12 protein-coding genes are annotated in these 19460 nt (G+C 70.0%); 7 read left to right on the top strand and 5 right to left on the bottom strand.

Features of this window, described 5'->3' with window-relative positions:
- The first annotated feature begins 93 nt into the window (after positions 1 to 93).
- The 7 genes from rplK to N8I86_RS17070 all read left to right on the top strand — a co-directional run bounded on the left by rplK (position 94) and on the right by N8I86_RS17070 (position 11847).
- Positions 94 to 528, top strand: coding sequence for a 50S ribosomal protein L11 (gene rplK, locus N8I86_RS17100; RefSeq protein WP_018543896.1), 435 nt, complete (start codon positions 94 to 96; stop codon positions 526 to 528).
- A 100-nt stretch (positions 529 to 628) separates the two neighbouring features.
- Positions 629 to 1354, top strand: coding sequence for a 50S ribosomal protein L1 (rplA, locus tag N8I86_RS17095; RefSeq protein ID WP_073901470.1), 726 nt, complete (start codon positions 629 to 631; stop codon positions 1352 to 1354).
- A 172-nt stretch (positions 1355 to 1526) separates the two neighbouring features.
- Complete coding sequence (locus tag N8I86_RS17090; RefSeq protein ID WP_073901468.1) at positions 1527 to 2438, top strand: SCO4651 family lipoprotein; 912 nt, start codon at positions 1527 to 1529, stop codon at positions 2436 to 2438.
- A gap of 325 nt (positions 2439 to 2763) precedes the next feature.
- The gene (gene rplJ / locus N8I86_RS17085) at positions 2764 to 3294 is read left to right on the top strand and encodes a 50S ribosomal protein L10 (protein ID WP_073901466.1); all 531 of its coding nucleotides are present in this window, start codon (positions 2764 to 2766) and stop codon (positions 3292 to 3294) included.
- 116 nt (positions 3295 to 3410) lie between these two features.
- Positions 3411 to 3794 (top strand): 50S ribosomal protein L7/L12, encoded by a 384-nt coding sequence (gene rplL / locus N8I86_RS17080; RefSeq protein ID WP_073901465.1) that lies wholly within the window; start codon positions 3411 to 3413, stop codon positions 3792 to 3794.
- A gap of 568 nt (positions 3795 to 4362) precedes the next feature.
- Positions 4363 to 7848, top strand: coding sequence for a DNA-directed RNA polymerase subunit beta (gene rpoB / locus N8I86_RS17075; RefSeq protein ID WP_263278151.1), 3486 nt, complete (start codon positions 4363 to 4365; stop codon positions 7846 to 7848).
- 99 nt (positions 7849 to 7947) lie between these two features.
- On the top strand, positions 7948 to 11847 hold the full coding sequence (locus tag N8I86_RS17070) for a DNA-directed RNA polymerase subunit beta' (protein WP_073901461.1): 3900 nt from the start codon (positions 7948 to 7950) through the stop codon (positions 11845 to 11847).
- A 67-nt stretch (positions 11848 to 11914) separates the two neighbouring features.
- Here N8I86_RS17070 and N8I86_RS17065 read toward each other — a convergent pair whose 3' ends face one another.
- The 5 genes from N8I86_RS17065 to N8I86_RS17040 all read right to left on the bottom strand — a co-directional run bounded on the left by N8I86_RS17065 (position 11915) and on the right by N8I86_RS17040 (position 19354).
- On the bottom strand, positions 11915 to 12925 hold the full coding sequence (locus N8I86_RS17065) for a M48 family metalloprotease (protein WP_263278150.1): 1011 nt from the start codon (positions 12923 to 12925) through the stop codon (positions 11915 to 11917).
- Between the two features lie 573 nt (positions 12926 to 13498).
- A complete protein-coding gene (locus N8I86_RS17060) occupies positions 13499 to 14032 on the bottom strand; it encodes a Pycsar system effector family protein (RefSeq protein ID WP_123437596.1) in 534 nt (177 codons plus the stop codon).
- Positions 14029 to 15414, bottom strand: a complete 1386-nt coding sequence (locus tag N8I86_RS17055) for a PE-PGRS family protein (protein WP_263278149.1) — start codon at positions 15412 to 15414, stop codon at positions 14029 to 14031. Before N8I86_RS17055 ends, N8I86_RS17060 begins: the two co-directional genes overlap by 4 nt.
- Positions 15415 to 15444: 30 nt before the next feature.
- Complete coding sequence (locus N8I86_RS17050; RefSeq protein WP_263278148.1) at positions 15445 to 17574, bottom strand: hypothetical protein; 2130 nt, start codon at positions 17572 to 17574, stop codon at positions 15445 to 15447.
- A 1021-nt stretch (positions 17575 to 18595) separates the two neighbouring features.
- Positions 18596 to 19354, bottom strand: coding sequence for a Crp/Fnr family transcriptional regulator (locus N8I86_RS17040; protein ID WP_079192786.1), 759 nt, complete (start codon positions 19352 to 19354; stop codon positions 18596 to 18598).
- Between the last annotated feature and the right edge of the window lie 106 nt (positions 19355 to 19460).

The raw sequence follows: 19460 nt of genomic DNA, 5'->3' as shown, positions 1-19460 counted from the left end.
GCGCATCTATACCCGTTATCGTTGTGCGGTATGCCTGCGTCCGGGTGGTCCCCGGATGTCGGCAGGACCCGAATCGAAAGGACCCGGAGAGCTATGCCTCCCAAGAAGAAGAAGGTCACGGGGCTCATCAAGCTCCAGATCAACGCCGGTGCGGCGAACCCCGCCCCGCCGGTCGGCCCCGCGCTCGGTCAGCACGGCGTCAACATCATGGAGTTCTGCAAGGCCTACAACGCCGCGACCGAGTCGCAGCGTGGCTGGGTCATCCCGGTGGAGATCACGGTCTACGAGGACCGCTCCTTCACCTTCGTCACCAAGACGCCGCCGGCCGCCAAGATGATCCTCAAGGCCGCGGGTGTCGAGAAGGGCTCCGGCGAGCCGCACAAGACCAAGGTCGCCAAGATCACCGAGGCGCAGGTCCGCGAGATCGCCACGACCAAGATGCCCGACCTCAACGCGAACGACCTGGACGCCGCGTCGAAGATCATCGCCGGCACCGCCCGCTCCATGGGCATCACGGTCGAGGGCTGACCCCACCCCCAGTAGTCCATGCGGCCGTAGCCGGTCGCACGTGGCAGGGCCTGCTCGGCCCGGAGACCACGACTCCTTTCAGAACACACAGGAGCAAGTTGTGAGCAAGCGCAGCAAGGCTCTCCGCGCTGCGGACGCCAAGATCGACCGGGAGAAGCTCTACGCCCCGCTCGAGGCCGTCCGTCTCGCCAAGGAGACCTCCACGACCAAGTTCGACGGCACCGTCGAGGTCGCCTTCCGCCTGGGTGTCGACCCGCGCAAGGCCGACCAGATGGTCCGTGGCACCGTGAACCTGCCGCACGGCACCGGCAAGACTGCCCGGGTCCTGGTCTTCGCGACCGGTGACCGTGCTGCGGCCGCGGAGGCCGCGGGCGCCGACATCGTCGGCTCCGACGAACTCATCGACGAGGTGGCGAAGGGCCGTCTGGACTTCGACGCCGTCGTCGCCACCCCGGACCTCATGGGCAAGGTCGGCCGCCTCGGCCGCGTCCTCGGCCCGCGTGGTCTGATGCCGAACCCGAAGACCGGCACCGTCACCCCCGACGTGGCCAAGGCCGTCACGGAGATCAAGGGCGGCAAGATCGAGTTCCGCGTCGACAAGCACTCGAACCTGCACTTCATCATCGGCAAGGCGTCCTTCGACGACGACAAGCTGGTGGAGAACTACGGCGCCGCGCTGGAGGAGATCCTCCGTCTGAAGCCGTCCGCCGCCAAGGGTCGCTACATCAAGAAGGCCGCCATCACCACCACGATGGGCCCCGGCATCCCGGTCGACCCGAACCGCACCCGCAACCTCCTCGTCGAGGAGGACCCGGCCGCCGTCTGAGCCCTCGGCTCACACCGGTAGCCGCGTCGGGTACGCGCGCATCGAGGACGGGCCCCGCTCCCTGGAACCTTCCAGGGGCGGGGCCCGTCCCTTCTTTGTGCGACCTTTCGCACGACTGTCAGTGGCCTGGGTTACGGTGCAGGCACGGGACTCGCATTAGGGGTGGGAGCAGATGAAGAGCACGACCGCGCGCCGGATGGGCCTCTCGATCGCGGTGGTCGCCGCGCTGACGGGCGTGGCCGCCTGCGGCTCCTCGGGCGCCGACAAGGCGGCAGGCGGAGGCGCGATACACGTCAGCCCCGTCGCCGCGCTGCGCTCCGTCGAGAAGTCCACCGACAAGGCCGACTCGGCCAAGGTGCGCTCGACCACGTCCATGGGCGACGTCATGTCGATGACGGCCAACGGCGCCCTCACCTGGGGCGACGGCCTCAAGGGCAACCTCACCATCACCTACACCGGCGGTCAGCTGGCCGAGATGATGAAGAAGGCCGGCTCCGCGTCGATGGAGGCCCGCTACCTGCCGGACGCCTACTACGCGCACATGAGCGACACCTACGCCCAGCAGGCGGGCGGCGGCAAGCACTGGCTGAAGTACTCCTACGACGACCTCGCCAAGCTCGGCGGCGCCTCCGGGTCGTACATGAAGGACCAGATCCAGACCGCCACGCCGAACCAGTCGGTGAAGATGCTGCTGGCCTCCGGTGACGTGAAGAAGGTCGGCGAGGAGAAGGTCGACGGCGCCCACACCGTGCACTACTCGGGCACGGTCGACGTCGCCGACCTCGCGGACCGCACCAGCAACCTGGACGCGGACCAGCTGGCGGCCCTGAAGAAGCAGCTCAGCACGGCGGGCGTCACCACCGACACGGTCGACATCTGGATCAACGACCAGAACCTGCTGGTCAAGAAGACCGAGAAGGCCGCCATGGCCAACGGCACCATGACCAACACCACCTTCTACACCGACTACGGCGTGAAGGTCACCGCGGAGGCGCCCCCGGCCGGCGACACCCGGGACTTCAAGGACATGCTCAAGTCCGGCGGCACCGTCTCGGGCAGCACCGGCAGCGGCACCCTCTCCTGATTCCGGCGCCGGCGACGGCGCGACCGAAGGACCGGGGTGGCCCGCAGGGCCCGATTTGCTCGACGGCGCCCCGGTCCTTTACTCTCTTCCAGAAGCCAAAGACCGCTGGTCGTTGCCGCGCTCTCGAACGAAGGTGCGGTGGCCGAAGGATCCGCTGAAAAGTGGGCGACCCGCGCAGGTGATTGTGGAAGTACTCCCGGGGCACGCGTTCTCACGTGTGCGGCCGGTCGAGTCCGCCCCGAGCGCCTGCGCCGGGGCGTTTGTTTTGCCCAGTCCTCCTTCGGGTCCGCGCGGTCCGAATCACCCGGAAGGAGGCCGAGGCTCTATGGCGAGGCCCGACAAGGCTGCCGCGGTTGCGGAGCTGACGGACAAGTTCCGCAGCTCCAGCGCCGCCGTGCTGACCGAGTACCGCGGTCTCACCGTGGCGCAGCTCAAGACGCTGCGCCGGTCGCTCGGTGAGAACGCCCAGTACGCCGTGGTGAAGAACACGCTGACCAAGATTGCGGCCAACGAGGCCGGGATCACGCTGGACGACCAGCTCTTCGCTGGTCCGACGGCCGTCGCCTTCGTCACCGGTGACCCGGTGGAGTCGGCGAAGGGTCTCCGTGACTTCGCCAAGGACAACCCGAATCTCATCATCAAGGGCGGTGTCCTTGACGGCAAGGCGCTGTCCGCCGATGAGATCAAGAAGCTTGCGGACCTCGAGTCCCGCGAGGTTCTGCTCTCCAAGCTGGCTGGTGCCTTCAAGGGCAAGCAGACTCAGGCTGCTCAGGTCTTCCAGGCGCTCCCGTCGAAGCTCGTCCGCACCGTGGACGCGCTTCGTGCCAAGCAGGACGAGCAGGGCGGTGCCGAGTAACTCGGCTCGCTTTCTGATCCTGGCCGCCTGACGCGGCGAGGGTCTCAGCGGGCCGACGTACGCCCGCCACACCCAGTACATCCGGCACCCGCCGATTTAGTGGAAGGACCGCCATCATGGCGAAGCTCAGCCAGGAAGACCTGCTCGCTCAGTTCGAGGAGATGACCCTCATCGAGCTCTCCGAGTTCGTGAAGGCCTTCGAGGAGAAGTTCGACGTCACCGCCGCCGCCGCGGTCGCCGTTGCCGGCCCCGCCGTCCCCGGCGCCCCGGCCGAGGCCGCTGAGGAGAAGGACGAGTTCGACGTCATCCTCACCGGCGCCGGCGACAAGAAGATCCAGGTCATCAAGGTCGTGCGTGAGCTGACCTCCCTGGGTCTGAAGGAGGCCAAGGACCTCGTCGACGGCACCCCGAAGCCGGTCCTCGAGAAGGTCAACAAGGAGGCCGCGGAGAAGGCCGCCGAGTCCCTCAAGGGCGCCGGTGCCTCCGTCGAGGTCAAGTAAGACCTTCCGGGTCCTCCAGGACTCGAACGCGCGCTGAAATCGGTCCCCTGGGGCTGTAACGCGAACGCACCGAAGAGCGATCATCCATCCGGGTGGTCGCTCTTCGGCGTATCCGAGGGCCGGCCACGGTTGCCTTGCGCTCGTGACGGCGAGGGGTATGGTGATCTTCGTCGTGTCTCCGGACGGCGCCGTTCCGGCTGGGGGCTCTTGACGAACCGCACGCAGCGCGCAATTCTCAGGACGCGTCGTCACAAGGATCCGAATCCGAGGCATGGATCGACGGCGAAGAGGGCAGTATCAACGTGCGTTGAGGGCAGCATGCCGAGGGCGTTGACAAGAGCGGTGAGCACAACGAGGGTCTCGAAAAACCCGCGCTGGACATCAGTGTGCCAAGTGGCTACACTGACCCTTTGCGCTGCCTGTTAGCTGTCCCCTGCCCGTCACCAGGGGTCTGCCCTCACTCGAGCACAGTCGACCGAAGCACCCTTGACCTGGGGTTTCCATCGCTGTGTGTGGGAGAGGGACCGGTACGCGCGTAGTGAGTCCGAGCCCTCGGAAGGACCCCCTCTTGGCCGCCTCGCGCACTGCCTCGACCGCGAATACGAACAACGGCGCCAGCACCGCCCCGCTGCGCATCTCCTTTGCAAAGATCAAGGAGCCTCTCGAGGTTCCGAACCTGCTCGCGCTGCAGACCGAGAGCTTCGACTGGCTGCTCGGCAACACCGCCTGGCAGAGTCGGGTCGAGGAGGCTCTGGAGAACGGTCAGGACGTCCCCACCAAGTCCGGTCTGGAGGAGATCTTCGAAGAGATCTCCCCGATCGAGGACTTCTCCGGGTCGATGTCGCTGACGTTCCGGGACCACCGCTTCGAGCCGCCGAAGAACTCGATCGACGAGTGCAAGGAGCGCGACTTCACGTACGCCGCCCCGCTCTTCGTCACCGCCGAGTTCACCAACAACGAGACCGGTGAGATCAAGTCCCAGACGGTCTTCATGGGCGACTTCCCGCTCATGACGAACAAGGGCACTTTCGTCATCAACGGCACCGAGCGTGTCGTGGTGTCGCAGCTGGTCCGTTCCCCCGGTGTCTACTTCGATTCCTCTATCGACAAGACGTCCGACAAGGACATCTTCTCCGCCAAGATCATCCCGTCCCGGGGTGCCTGGCTGGAGATGGAGATCGACAAGCGCGACATGGTCGGTGTCCGTATCGACCGCAAGCGCAAGCAGTCGGTCACCGTCCTCCTGAAGGCGCTCGGCTGGACGACCGAGCAGATCCTCGAGGAGTTCGGCGAGTACGAGTCCATGCGCGCCACCCTGGAGAAGGACCACACCCAGGGCCAGGACGACGCGCTGCTCGACATCTACCGCAAGCTGCGTCCGGGCGAGCCCCCCACGCGTGAGGCCGCGCAGACGCTGCTCGAGAACCTCTACTTCAACCCCAAGCGCTACGACCTCGCCAAGGTCGGCCGCTACAAGGTCAACAAGAAGCTGGGTGCGGACGCTCCGCTCGACGCGGGCATCCTGACCGTCGAGGACGTCATCTCGACGATCAAGTACCTGGTGAAGCTGCACGCCGGCGAGACCGAGACGACGGGTGACAGCGGCGAGTCGATCGTCGTCGAGACCGACGACATCGACCACTTCGGCAACCGCCGCCTGCGCAGCGTCGGCGAGCTCATCCAGAACCAGGTCCGCACGGGTCTGGCCCGTATGGAGCGCGTCGTGCGCGAGCGCATGACCACGCAGGACGTCGAGGCGATCACGCCGCAGACCCTGATCAACATCCGGCCGGTCGTCGCCTCCATCAAGGAGTTCTTCGGCACCAGCCAGCTGTCGCAGTTCATGGACCAGAACAACCCGCTGTCGGGTCTCACCCACAAGCGCCGTCTGTCGGCTCTTGGCCCGGGTGGTCTCTCCCGTGAGCGGGCCGGCTTCGAGGTCCGTGACGTGCACCCCTCGCACTACGGCCGCATGTGCCCGATCGAGACGCCCGAAGGCCCGAACATCGGTCTGATCGGCTCGCTCGCCTCCTACGGCCGGGTCAACGCGTTCGGTTTCGTCGAGACCCCGTACCGCAAGGTCATCGACGGCCAGGTCACCGACGAGGTCGACTACCTGACCGCCGACGAGGAGGACCGCTTCGTCATCGCCCAGGCCAACGCCGGCCTGAACGACGACATGCGCTTCTCCGAGAACCGCGTCCTGGTCCGCCGCCGTGGCGGCGAGGTCGACTACGTCGCCGGTGACGACGTGGACTACATGGACGTCTCGCCGCGCCAGATGGTGTCGGTCGCGACCGCCATGATCCCCTTCCTCGAGCACGACGACGCCAACCGTGCCCTCATGGGCGCGAACATGATGCGTCAGGCCGTGCCGCTGATTAAGTCCGAGTCCCCGCTCGTCGGCACCGGCATGGAGTACCGCTCCGCCGTCGACGCCGGCGACGTGGTCAAGGCCGAGAAGGCGGGTGTGGTCCAGGAGGTCTCCGCGGACTACATCACCACCGCCAACGACGACGGCACGTACATCACGTACCGCCTGGCCAAGTTCGCCCGCTCCAACCAGGGCACCTCGGTCAACCAGAAGGTCATCGTCAACGAGGGCGACCGGATCATCGAGGGCCAGGTCCTGGCCGACGGCCCGGCCACCCAGAACGGCGAGATGGCGCTGGGCAAGAACCTGCTCGTGGCGTTCATGCCGTGGGAGGGTCACAACTACGAGGACGCGATCATCCTGTCGCAGCGCCTCGTGCAGGACGACGTCCTCTCCTCGATCCACATCGAGGAGCACGAGGTCGACGCCCGTGACACCAAGCTCGGCCCCGAGGAGATCACCCGGGACATCCCGAACGTCTCCGAGGAGGTCCTCGCCGACCTCGACGAGCGCGGCATCATCCGTATCGGTGCCGAGGTCATCGCCGGCGACATCCTCGTCGGCAAGGTGACCCCGAAGGGTGAGACCGAGCTGACCCCCGAGGAGCGCCTGCTGCGCGCGATCTTCGGTGAGAAGGCCCGTGAGGTCCGTGACACCTCGCTGAAGGTGCCGCACGGCGAGACCGGCAAGGTCATCGGTGTGCGCGTCTTCGACCGCGAGGAGGGCGACGAGCTTCCCCCCGGTGTGAACCAGCTGGTGCGCGTGTACGTCGCGCAGAAGCGCAAGATCACCGACGGTGACAAGCTCGCCGGCCGTCACGGCAACAAGGGTGTCATCTCCAAGATCCTGCCGATCGAGGACATGCCGTTCCTGGAGGACGGCACCCCGGTCGACATCATCCTCAACCCGCTGGGTGTGCCGTCCCGAATGAACCCGGGACAGGTCCTGGAGATCCACCTCGGCTGGCTCGCCAGCCGCGGCTGGGACGTCTCCGGCCTCGCGGACGAGTGGGCCCAGCGCCTGCAGGTCATCGGCGCCGACAACGTCCAGCCCGGCACCAACGTCGCCACCCCGGTGTTCGACGGTGCGCGCGAGGACGAGCTGGCGGGTCTGCTGCAGCACACCATCCCGAACCGCGACGGCGAGCGCATGGTGCTCCCGTCCGGCAAGGCGCGGCTGTTCGACGGCCGCAGCGGTGAGCCGTTCCCGGACCCGATCTCGGTCGGCTACATGTACATCCTGAAGCTGCACCACCTGGTCGACGACAAGCTCCACGCCCGTTCGACCGGTCCGTACTCCATGATCACCCAGCAGCCGCTGGGTGGTAAGGCCCAGTTCGGTGGCCAGCGGTTCGGCGAGATGGAGGTGTGGGCCCTCGAGGCCTACGGTGCCGCCTACGCCCTCCAGGAGCTGCTGACCATCAAGTCCGACGACGTCACCGGCCGCGTGAAGGTCTACGAGGCCATCGTCAAGGGCGAGAACATCCCCGAGCCCGGCATCCCCGAGTCCTTCAAGGTGCTCATCAAGGAGATGCAGTCGCTCTGCCTGAACGTGGAGGTGCTGTCCAGCGACGGTATGTCCATCGAGATGCGTGACACCGACGAGGACGTCTTCCGCGCTGCGGAGGAGCTCGGCATCGACCTGTCCCGGCGCGAGCCGAGCAGCGTCGAAGAGGTCTGACGGGAGTCCGGCGGGGCCCTCACCCTTGAGGGCCCCCGCCGACCCCCAGGCCCCCGTTTCAGACCAAAGACTTTCGACCCTGAGAGGGATTGACGCATAGTGCTCGACGTCAACTTCTTCGACGAGCTCCGGATCGGCCTGGCCACCGCTGACGACATCCGTCAGTGGAGCCACGGTGAGGTCAAGAAGCCCGAGACCATCAACTACCGCACCCTCAAGCCCGAGAAGGACGGACTCTTCTGCGAGAAGATCTTCGGTCCGACCCGGGACTGGGAGTGCTACTGCGGCAAGTACAAGCGCGTCCGCTTCAAGGGCATCATCTGTGAGCGCTGTGGCGTCGAGGTCACGCGCGCCAAGGTGCGCCGTGAGCGGATGGGCCACATCGAGCTGGCCGCGCCCGTCACGCACATCTGGTACTTCAAGGGTGTCCCGAGCCGGCTGGGCTACCTGCTCGACCTGGCTCCCAAGGACCTCGAGAAGGTCATCTACTTCGCGGCGTACATGATCACGTACGTCGACGAGGAGCGCCGTACGCGTGACCTGCCCTCCCTGGAGGCGCACGTCTCCGTGGAGCGCCAGCAGATCGAGAACCGCCGCGACTCCGACCTCGAGGCCCGCGCCAAGAAGCTCGAGACCGACCTGGCCGAGCTGGAGGCCGAGGGCGCCAAGGCCGACGTGCGCCGCAAGGTGCGCGAGGGTGCCGAGCGCGAGATGAAGCAGCTGCGCGACCGCGCGCAGCGCGAGATCGACCGTCTCGACGAGGTGTGGAACCGCTTCAAGAACCTCAAGGTCCAGGACCTCGAGGGCGACGAGCTGCTCTACCGCGAGCTGCGTGACCGCTTCGGCACGTACTTCGACGGCTCGATGGGTGCCGCGGCGCTGCAGAAGCGCCTGGAGTCCTTCGACCTCGACGAGGAGGCCGAGCGTCTCCGCGAGATCATCCGCACCGGCAAGGGCCAGAAGAAGACCCGCGCCCTGAAGCGGCTGAAGGTCGTCTCCGCGTTCCTGCAGACGTCCAACAGCCCCAAGGGCATGGTCCTGGACTGCGTCCCGGTCATCCCGCCGGACCTGCGTCCGATGGTGCAGCTGGACGGTGGCCGCTTCGCGACCTCCGACCTGAACGACCTGTACCGCCGTGTGATCAACCGCAACAACCGTCTGAAGCGTCTGCTCGACCTCGGTGCCCCCGAGATCATCGTGAACAACGAGAAGCGGATGCTCCAGGAGGCGGTCGACGCCCTCTTCGACAACGGCCGTCGCGGCCGCCCGGTGACGGGCCCCGGCAACCGTCCGCTGAAGTCCCTCAGCGACATGCTGAAGGGTAAGCAGGGTCGATTCCGTCAGAACCTGCTCGGTAAGCGAGTCGACTACTCGGCGCGTTCCGTCATCGTCGTCGGCCCGCAGCTGAAGCTGCACCAGTGCGGTCTGCCCAAGGCCATGGCGCTGGAGCTCTTCAAGCCGTTCGTGATGAAGCGCCTGGTCGACCTGAACCACGCGCAGAACATCAAGAGCGCCAAGCGCATGGTGGAGCGCGGCCGCACGGTCGTGTACGACGTCCTCGAAGAGGTCATCGCCGAGCACCCGGTTCTGCTGAACCGTGCTCCCACCCTGCACCGCCTCGGCATCCAGGCTTTCGAGCCGCAGCTGGTCGAGGGCAAGGCCATCCAGATCCACCCGCTCGTCTGCACCGCGTTCAACGCGGACTTCGACGGTGACCAGATGGCCGTGCACCTGCCGCTGTCCGCGGAGGCGCAGGCCGAGGCCCGCATCCTGATGCTGTCCTCGAACAACATCCTCAAGCCGGCCGACGGCCGTCCGGTGACGATGCCGACCCAGGACATGGTCCTCGGTCTGTTCTTCCTCACCACCGACGGCGAGCTGCGTGACACCAAGGGCGAGGGCCGCGCGTTCGGCTCCACGGCCGAGGCGATCATGGCGTTCGACGCCGGTGAGCTCGCGCTGCAGTCGCAGATCGACATCCGCTTCCCGGTGGGCACCATCCCGCCGCGCGGCTGGATGCCGCCGGCGCGCGAGGAGGGCGAGCCCGAGTGGCAGCAGGGTGACTCGTTCCGCCTGCGCACCACGCTGGGCCGCGCGCTCTTCAACGAGCTGCTGCCCGAGGACTACCCGTTCGTCGACTACTCGGTGGGCAAGAAGCAGCTCTCCGAGATCGTCAACGACCTCGCCGAGCGCTACCCCAAGGTCATCGTGGCGGCGACGCTCGACAACCTGAAGGCGGCCGGCTTCTACTGGGCGACCCGTTCCGGTGTCACCGTCGCCATCTCCGACGTCGTCGTTCCCGAGGCGAAGAAGGAGATCGTCCGCGGCTACGAGGCGCAGGACGAGAAGGTCCAGAAGCAGTACGAGCGCGGTCTGATCACCAAGGAAGAGCGCACTCAGGAGCTCATCGCGATCTGGACCAAGGCGACCAACGAGGTCGCCGAGGCGATGAACGAGAACTTCCCCAAGACGAACCCCATCTTCATGATGGTTGACTCGGGTGCCCGAGGAAACATGATGCAGATGCGGCAGATCGCCGGTATGCGTGGTCTGGTGTCGAACGCGAAGAACGAGACCATCCCGCGTCCGATCAAGGCGTCCTTCCGTGAGGGCCTGTCCGTGCTGGAGTACTTCATCTCCACGCACGGTGCCCGTAAGGGTCTGGCGGACACCGCCCTGCGTACCGCCGACTCGGGTTACCTGACCCGTCGTCTGGTGGACGTCTCGCAGGACGTCATCATCCGCGAGGAGGACTGCGGCACCGAGCGCGGTCTGAAGCTGCGGATCGCCAACCGCGGCGCCGACGGTGTGCTGCGCAAGGCGGACGACGTCGAGACCAGCGTCTACGCCCGCATGCTCGCCGAGGACGTAGTCATCGACGGCAAGGTGATCGCGCCGGCCAACGTGGACCTGGGCGACGTGCTCATCGACCAGCTGGTGCACCACGGCATCGAGGAGGTCAAGACCCGCTCGATCCTGACCTGCGAGTCGCACGTCGGCACCTGCGCGATGTGCTACGGCCGTTCGCTCGCCACCGGCAAGCTGGTCGACATCGGTGAGGCGGTCGGCATCATCGCCGCCCAGTCCATCGGTGAGCCCGGTACCCAGCTGACGATGCGTACCTTCCACACCGGTGGTGTGGCCGGTGACGACATCACCCAGGGTCTGCCCCGTGTCGTCGAGCTCTTCGAGGCCCGTACCCCGAAGGGTGTCGCCCCGATCTCCGAGGCCAACGGCCGCGTGCGGATCGAGGAGACCGAGAAGACCAAGAAGATCGTCGTCACCCCGGACGACGGCAGCGACGAGACGGCGTTCCCGATCTCGAAGCGTGCCAAGGTCCTGGTCCGCGAGGGCGACCACGTCGAGGTGGGCCAGCAGCTCACCGTGGGTGCCACCAACCCGCACGACGTGCTGCGCATCCTGGGTCAGCGTGCCGTCCAGGTCCACCTGGTCGGCGAGGTCCAGAAGGTCTACAACTCGCAGGGTGTGTCGATCCACGACAAGCACATCGAGATCATCATCCGGCAGATGCTCCGCCGCGTGACGATCATCGAGTCCGGCGACGCCGAGCTGCTGCCCGGTGAGCTGGTCGAGCGCTCGAAGTTCGAGACCGAGAACCGTCGTGTGGTCCAGGAGGGCGGTCACCCGGCCTCCGGTCGTCCGCAGCTGATGGGTATCACCAAGGCCTCGCTGGCGACGGAGTCCTGGCTGTCGGCCGCCTCCTTCCAGGAGACGACCCGAGTCCTGACGGATGCGGCGATCAACGCCAAGTCCGACAGCCTCATCGGCCTCAAGGAGAACGTCATCATCGGTAAGCTCATCCCGGCCGGTACGGGTCTGTCCCGCTACCGCAACATCCGGGTCGAGCCGACCGAGGAGGCCAAGGCCGCGATGTACTCGGCCGTCGGCTACGACGACATCGACTACTCGCCGTTCGGCACGGGCTCCGGCCAGGCCGTTCCGCTGGAGGACTACGACTACGGTCCGTACAACCAGTAAGCGAGTCGCTCGAACCGAAGGGCGGTCACCCCGTGGGGTGGCCGCCCTTCGGCGTGTCCGGGCATGGTCAGCGGTGCAGCCCCAGGTAGGGCTGGAGGGCGTCCAGCCGGGTGTGGTGGTCCGGGTGGGAGGACAGGAGCCGGTCCAGGGTGCCGGGCTCCTTCAGCTGCTCGCCCCGCGCCGCGAGGGCTGCCTTGGCGGTGTCCTCCTCGGTCTGGAAGTGGTACAGGACCTCGGCCAGCTGCCGGGCGAAGCCGAGCTCGGCGGCCTGCTGGTCGGCGCGCAGCTCGCCGCGCCGGCCCGCGTAGGCCAGCAGGTACGGGGCGAGCACGAGCGGGACGGCGATGTACCAGGCGGCGAGGAACGCGGCGACCGCCGCCAGCGCCATGAACAGGATCAGGAACCCGGTCGCCGCCATGGAGAAGACGCCGGCGACCGCGATCGCGAACCGGGCCAGTCCGCGGGTCACCGCCCAGGCGATCCGGCCGGGCAGCGAGTACCAGTAGCCGAGCAGACCCGCCCAGGCGTGGCCGCCGGTGTGGTGGCCGAGTTCGTGGGCGAGCACGGCGGCCAGGTTGCTGCTGGGGATCTTGTCGAGGCTGTACGTGGTGACGCCGACGACGTGTCCGGCCACCGCGACGGCGTTCAGCTCGTCGCTGTTCTCCACCATCAGCTCGTACGTGCCCGGCTCGATGCCCGCGCGGGCGGTCACCTCGTGCCAGATCGGCTCCAGGCGGGCCCGCTCCTGCTGAGTGGGCAGCCGGAGCTTGAGGACGTACCGGGCGAAGGCGAGTTCGGTCGGCCGGTGGAAGACGAGCAGCCCGGAGGCGACCCACGCCAGCACCGCCAGCGTCCCGACGACGTTCCCCAGCATGCCGAGCGCGATGGAGCCGACCAGGGCGAGGCTCACCAGGGCCCCCGGCAGCTGCACCGCCAGCCGCCCGACGGCGGTCGCGTCGGCCCCGCGCTGGTGCTCCGACACGTGCAGACGGGCACCGCGGTGGCGGTAGTCGAGGTCGTCCGGCGCGGGCTCGGAAGCCGGTACGGCGGTGTCCGGAGCGTGTGCCTCGGGCGGCACCGCGGGCCCCGGCTGCCCGGTTTCGTGTCCCGGACCGGGATAGGGGGGTGGGGCCGCGTGGGTGTGCGGACCCGGCTGGGCGTGCGCTCCGCCCGGGTACGGGGGCGCGCTGGTGGTGGGGTGGGCGGGGCCCTGCTGCGGGGACGCGGCGGCGGTGGGGTAGGCGGGGCCGGGGTGTGCGGCGGTGGTCGGGTACGCCGGGACGGGGTGTGCTGTGGTGGTGGGGTAGGCGGGGCCCGGCTGTGGGGACGCGGGGGCGGTGGGGTAAGCGGGGCCGGGGCCTGCGGCGGTGGTGGGGTACGCCGGGCCCGGCTGCGGGGATGTGGTGGCGGTGGGGTAGGCGGGGCCGGCACCTGTGGCGGCGCTCGGGTACGCCGGACCCGGTGACGCGGGGTACTGCGGCCCCAGGGAGGCGGGACCGCCCGGGTAGGGCGGCGGGGCGGCGGCCGCGGGGCCCGGGTACGCGGGGGCGCCGGGGTCACGGCGTCGGGGTGGGACGGCTCGGGGTACCGGGGCGGGACCGACGGGTCCGACGGCTGGGACATGGGCGGGGCTCCTTCGAGTACGGGGACGTCAGCCGACGAGCGCGGCGGTGGGCAGCAGCAGGGCACCGGCGCAGAAGGCGATCAGACCGGTGCGGATCCACCGGTGCTTGGAGGCGGCGATCCGGCTGTTCTCGGCGAGTGCCGCCAGCAGCCCGGCGGTGGGGTCGCGCTCGGTGTCGGCGAGCGCCTGGGCCAGCCGGCCCTCCCGTACCGCCTGGTGGATGTCGCCGAAGTAGCACAGCGGGCGTCCCTCGGCCCAGGACCCGCTGCGGTAGCGGGGCAGCACGGCGAGCAGCAGCGCGAGCAGCGACAGGGCCAGCCCCGCCGCACCGGCCCACCACAGGCCGGTCCCGGACGCGGACAGCCGGCTCGGCGACCAGTCGCGCCCGGCGACCAGACCGGAGAACAGCCCGGCCGTCATGCCCAGCGCCGCCACCAGGACTGAGGCCTTGGCGTCGGCCCGCGCGATCTCGTCGCGCAGCTCGCCGAGCAGCCGTTCCGCGGTGCGCCGGCCCTCGGCGGTGGGAGCGCCCGGCGGCGCTGTGGTGCCGGGCGCGGTCACGCCGACCCCGCCTCGGGACGCTCCCTCGGCGTGGTGCCGGGCGCGGGCGGCACGACCGGTGCGGGCCCGTCGGACACGAGTGTCAGCGGCGGCGCGGGCGCCGTCGCCGGCGGGCCGGGCGGCGGGGGAGCGGCGGGGGCGGTGTGCGACGCCGCCGGATCGTACGGCGGCTGCCCGTAGGACGCCTGGCCGGGTGCCGGCGGGACGTGTCCGGGCTGTCCCTGCGCGGTCCCGCCGTACGGGTCCTGCCCGTACGGGGGTTGGCCGTACGACCCGGCGGTCCCCTGCGCGGCCGGGTCGTACGGTGTCGGGGCGCCGGGCGCCGGGTACGGCGCCGACGGCTGGGCGGGCGGCGGGCCGGGCGCGTAGGGCTGCGGCGGCGGGGCGTACGGCGCCTGCGGGGGCACGCCCGGCGGCAGGGCCTGGGGCGGCGCCGCCTGCTCGGTCATGAGGTCGTCGACGGAGCGCAGCACCGCCCGGGCCGACTCCGCCTTCTGGTAGTCCTCCAGGCTGTCCCCGGCGATGACCGCCAGCTCCTTGCGGATCGCCCCGAGCTGGTCCCGCTGAAGGGTGCCGATGACCATCTTGGTGTCGCCGGGGTGGGCCGCGAGGTGCAGGGCCCACGCGGCGACCCCGCCGTGCTGGAGCCAGTACTGGTAGAAGGCGATCTTCTGGGCGACGAGTTCCTGCGACTGCTGTTCGCGCAGCACCTCCAGCTGGTGCTCCAGCTGTGCCTGCCGCATCCGGTACTCGTGCTCGGGGTCGAGCATCTCCGACTCGTAGCGCAGGGTCCGCTTGCGCCGCCGGTGGGCGATCGCGTCCTCGTCCAGCCGCAGCCGCACCACGCAGGTCACCTGCAGGCCGGTCCCGGCGGCGAAGGTGCCGTCCTCCTCGACCGCCCGCTGCACCGCGCGTTCCGCTGCCGGACTGTCCTCGATGGCGAAGCGCCGGGTCACCGGCCGCGCCACCTGCTGGAGTTCGCGGGTGAGCCGGGTCGGCACGTCCCGCTCGCCACTCGCCACGAACGCCTTCGGGTCGGCCACCCGCCAGGTGAGGTCGGCGGTGGCGCCGAAGGAGAACGCGTCGTCGTCGCTGGGCAGTTCGAGCTCCAGCTGGACCGGGTGGCTGCCCATGTCCACCTCGTAGACGGAGGTGTAGCGACGGGTCGCGGCCTCCGTACGGCTCGGGCGGTGCGGCGGCATGAAGACGTCGTACGAGCCGCCCACGGTGACGAACACCAGGGCGTGGTCGATCGCGCCGACCGTGCGGCGTGCGGTGTAGTCGAACCGCGAGATCGGACGGACGGTCAGCACGGGGTCGATCAGTGCGGTGTGCCGGTCGGCGTGCTGGGTCCACTCCGGCGGGCGGCGGAAGTCCGCCATGGGGCAACTCCTCGTTCTACCTGAGGTGGTTCAGGTGTTCGTGGCCGAATGCAGCAGGGTGAGGAAGTGGTCGGCCGTGCGCGGGCCGTCGTTCTCGGCGCGCAGCACGCGCAGTTCGTGGGCGAGGCGTTTGCGGTCGTCCGCGGTGACGACCAGCGCGGGGAGCAGGAACTCCAGGGCCAGGGCGGCGTCCGTCCGCCGCTCGGCGACGTGCAACCAGGTGCGCAGGGCGTTCAGCGCGGGCCGGGTGTGCGTGCGGTCGTTGAGCGCGGTGCGCCACAGGGTGGCCATGTCCCGGGCGGTGTCCGCCTCGTACATGCCGGTTTCCGCGTACCAGCCGACCAGCGCTCCGTCCTCGTCGTTGGCACAGGCGCGGACGAAGGCGGCCAGGGCGAGGTCGCGGACGGCCGGTGAGTCCTGGTACAGCAGCCGTACGAACTCGGCGAGCACCTCTCCGCCGCTGTGCCCGGCGGACAGCAGCAGCGCGGCGGACTCGGTGAGGTTGTCGCGCTCCACTTCACTGCTTGCGTCGACCCCTGCGCGCGTGGCCAGGGCGCCGAGTGCCGGTCCGGCCAGGTCGGGACGGAGCGGAGCGAGCTGGCCGAGAGCGCGAATGGCCGTCCAGCGACGGGCGGCACGGGGGTCGGAGCACCACTGGGTGAGCAACCGCATCAGGGCGGGTGCACCGAGGACCTGAGCCAGGGTGAGGGTGTTCGCCGCGACGATGCGCGGACCGAACGAACGGGAGGTGGCCCAGCTGTCGACCAGCAGGGCCATGGTCGAGGGCAGGTCGGCGTCGGCGAGCAGCGCGGTCGCCGCCGCGGCACGCGTCCGCACCAGCGGGCGGCCGTCGCGGGCGAGCTGTTTCAGCCATTCGACCAGCGCCGGACGCGCCGACGGATGGCCGGTCCAGACCTCGGTCAGCAGAACCCGAGGGGTTCTCTCGTCGAGGAATCCGGCTACGAACTGCGGGATCGGTCCCCAGTCGGTCGACTCCTGCCGTACCTCTCCGACGGCCCGTGCGAGCGTCAGCCGGTCTTCGGCGGCCGGTCCGAACACCGGGATCTCCGGGGAAAGTTCGGGGTGCTGCAGTCGCTGGAAGTGCACGAACAGCTTGTCGGCCAGCTCGGCGGCGAGGACATAGGGGGCCTGGTCGAAGACGGCGAGCGAGATGAGGAACGCCTTGTCCCGCAGTCCGGTCGCCGGGTCGCCGAGCCAGTCGCGGCACTGCTTCTCGACCGCCGCCTGCCCGAAGTCCGCGAGTCGGGCGAGCGCCTCCCGGCTGCCGTCGTAGGTGGCCAGCGTCTCGGCGAAGGCCGCGGCCTCGGCCGGCCGGCGGTCGGTGGCCGCCAGGAAGTCGCCGACCGGATCCAGGGCGAGCAGGGCGTCGACGTCGTCCGGTCTGCGTCGGCCGAGGAGTGCCCGCACGATCTCCGGCGCGGTCGGCGGGGTCCAGCGGCAGGGCGTGACACCGGGCAGGTGCGGCGAGCTCTCGACGGTGACGACGAGGTAGCCGTCCACCTTGACGAGCTGGTCGCGGGCGGCGAACAGGTGCGTGTCGCGTAACGGCCGGTTGCGGCTGAGGGGCAGATCGCGGAGGACGTGTCCGCCGGGGCGGGTGAGCTGCGTGCTCAGGGCCGCGGGGGGTGTCTCCGGGCTCAGGGCGTGCAGGCCCGGGGTACCGCCCAGGCGGTGCAACAGCATCAGGGCGGCGGCGTAACGGCCGGTGGCGTGCGCGCCGGACAGGATCAGCACGCGCTCCTCGCGCAGCCGCTCGAGCGCGGAGGGGAAAGCGGGGCCGTCGGCGAAGACCTCGGCGAGTTCCCTCAGCCTGTCGGGCGGTATCTCACCGGAGGCGTTCGGGGTGGCTCCCGGTGCGCCGTGGTAGTGGTGTTCGGTACGGCCCCCCAGGTAGACGTCGCCGTCGACGCGGCCGCCGGACACTCCGTGCTGGGCGCCGCCGACCAGGCTGCCGCCGAAGCGGCTGTCGCCACCGAGGAAGAACCCGGGCGTGTGCGCGAACAGTTCACGCTGCGCGGCCCGGGCCTCCTGGGAGTGATCCGCTTCCGGTTCCAGGTCCGTGTCGGTGGACAGCCCCTCCGGAGCGTCGGGAGCCTCCGGGGCCGCCTGGTCGGGTGCCGCGTTCGGGGACGTCGTCACGACTCCCCGCCCGTCGTGCCGCCGAGGTGCACGTCCCCGGTGACCCGGCCGCCGGAGACGCCGTGCTGGTCCCCGCCGACGAGACTGCCGCCGAAGCGGGGGGAGCCGCTGCCGAAGTGGAAGACGGCGCCCCCGGAGGGCGCGGGGGCTGCGTCCCGGGTGACTGCGGTGCCGGTGCGCCGGGCGCGGGCGCCTCCCGCGCCGGCGGCCGGGCGGCCGACGCCCCCGGTGCCGGGACGTCCCCCGGCGTGCCCGGCACCGGGGCTTCCCCCGTGCCACCGCGGTCCTCGCCGGTGTCCGGCACCGGCCCGTGCAGCCAGGCGCGCAGCGGCCCGTTCTTGCTTGTCACGGTCACCGGGTGGAAGTCGGCGGCGCGGACGCCGTGGTGGTCGTGGCGCACGATCCCCGCGTGCACGCCCTCCGACACGCACAGCGCGAAGCCGTTGTCCCGTTCCCGCAGCGCGGCGCGCAGCAGCGGGGCGTCGAGCAGCCGGCAGGCGTGGTTGAGGTCGGAGCCGACCCACCCCCCGTGCTCGTCCACGGCCACGTACCCGTCGGCGACCACGCCCCGCAGCCGGATCTGCGCCGAGCTGGACGCGCGCCGGTTGTAGCCGTGCAGCTGGGCGGGCACCTCGGTGAGCAGCGTCCGCAGCAGCGCCGGCACGGACGCGCCCGCGTCGATCAGCTCCATGACCGAGTCGCCGCGGTCGGCCCGCCGCCGCAGGGTCTCGTCGACACCGGCGCTCTCCAGGGCCCGGTCGGCGATGTCGTAGAGCACCCGCCGCAGATACGCCTGCTCCACGTCGTCCCGGTCGCTGTACTTCTCGATGTCGAGCAGGAGCATCGTCCGGCTCACGGGGTCGTTCATGGTCGCCTCTCGGTCGTGCCGTGGTGGTCGGGCCGCGCCGTCAGCAGCGTGGCGCGCGGGGCTGTGGGGGCGTGAGGACGGATGACCCACTCGGACTGTGACCGTGTGCACAGACGGCGCCCGGGCCCGTGGCCGGCGCCGTGCGCGGGCCGCTCACTCCGGCGCCTCCGCCCGCGCGATCCGGCGCAGCACGTCCGGGCGTACGATCACCAGCGCCCGGCGGCCGGTGCGGACCACCTCGCGTTCCCGCAGGTCCTTCAGGAGCCGCTGCACCGCCTCGCGCGACGCGCCCACCGACCCGGCCAGCTCCTGCTTGCTCAGCGGTACGGCCAGCTCGACCCCGTCACCGGTGCGGCGGCCGTGGGTGCGGGCGAGGTCGAGCAGCAGGGTCGCGAACCGTTCGCGGACGGACAGGGAGGCGAACTCCAGCCGGCGCCGGTCGGCGGCGCGGGTGCGGTCCGAGGTGAGCCCGAGCAGGGCGAACGAGACGGCGGGGGAGTCCGCCAGGAACCGCGTGAAACGCTCGCGCTGGACGGCGACGGCCCGGACCCGCTCCAGCGCCGTCACGGTGGCCGAGCGGGTCCGGCCGGTCAGCGCGGCCGACTCGCCGATGACGTCACCCGGTCCGCGCAGCGCGAGCAGGGCTTCGTAGCCGTTCGCGGCCGCCGCGGTGACCTTCGTCCAGCCGTCCACGACGAACAGCACGTGCGCGGACGGCTCCCGCTGGCGCAGGAGCACGGCCCGGGGCGCGAAGTCCAGCCCGTGGCCGAGCGCGAGCAGCGCGGCCCGGTCCGCCCTCTCCAGCCGGGCCAGGAACGGCACCCGGTCGTCGAGTCCGTCGTCCCCCGGTGTGTCCTCCGGTGCCCCGTCCGGCGTCCGCCGCGGTAACGCGTGCGGTATGTCCCCCGTCATCCAACCTCGCCCCCAAGCGGAACAGCGACCGCTCAACGTACAGAGGCGACGGGCCCCGCGGGACGGGAACGGGCGGGATTCACGCGGAAGGGCCATCGGCCCTCCG

It is taken from the genome of Streptomyces albidicamelliae (genome assembly GCF_025642175.1).
In the GTDB taxonomy this organism is placed as follows: domain Bacteria; phylum Actinomycetota; class Actinomycetes; order Streptomycetales; family Streptomycetaceae; genus Streptomyces; species Streptomyces albidocamelliae.
The sequence above is the reverse complement of the archived record's forward strand: the minus strand, read 5'-3'. Positions and strand labels throughout refer to the sequence as shown.

Coding starts and splice junctions, on each gene's coding strand:
- rplK (WP_018543896.1), top strand. CDS start 94: ATGCCTCCCAAGAAGAAGAAGGTCACGGGGCTCATCAAGCTCCAGATC.
- N8I86_RS17090 (WP_073901468.1), top strand. CDS start 1,527: ATGAAGAGCACGACCGCGCGCCGGATGGGCCTCTCGATCGCGGTGGTC.
- rplJ (WP_073901466.1), top strand. CDS start 2,764: ATGGCGAGGCCCGACAAGGCTGCCGCGGTTGCGGAGCTGACGGACAAG.
- rplL (WP_073901465.1), top strand. CDS start 3,411: ATGGCGAAGCTCAGCCAGGAAGACCTGCTCGCTCAGTTCGAGGAGATG.
- N8I86_RS17055 (WP_263278149.1), bottom strand. CDS start 15,414: ATGGCGGACTTCCGCCGCCCGCCGGAGTGGACCCAGCACGCCGACCGG.
- N8I86_RS17040 (WP_079192786.1), bottom strand. CDS start 19,354: ATGACGGGGGACATACCGCACGCGTTACCGCGGCGGACGCCGGACGGG.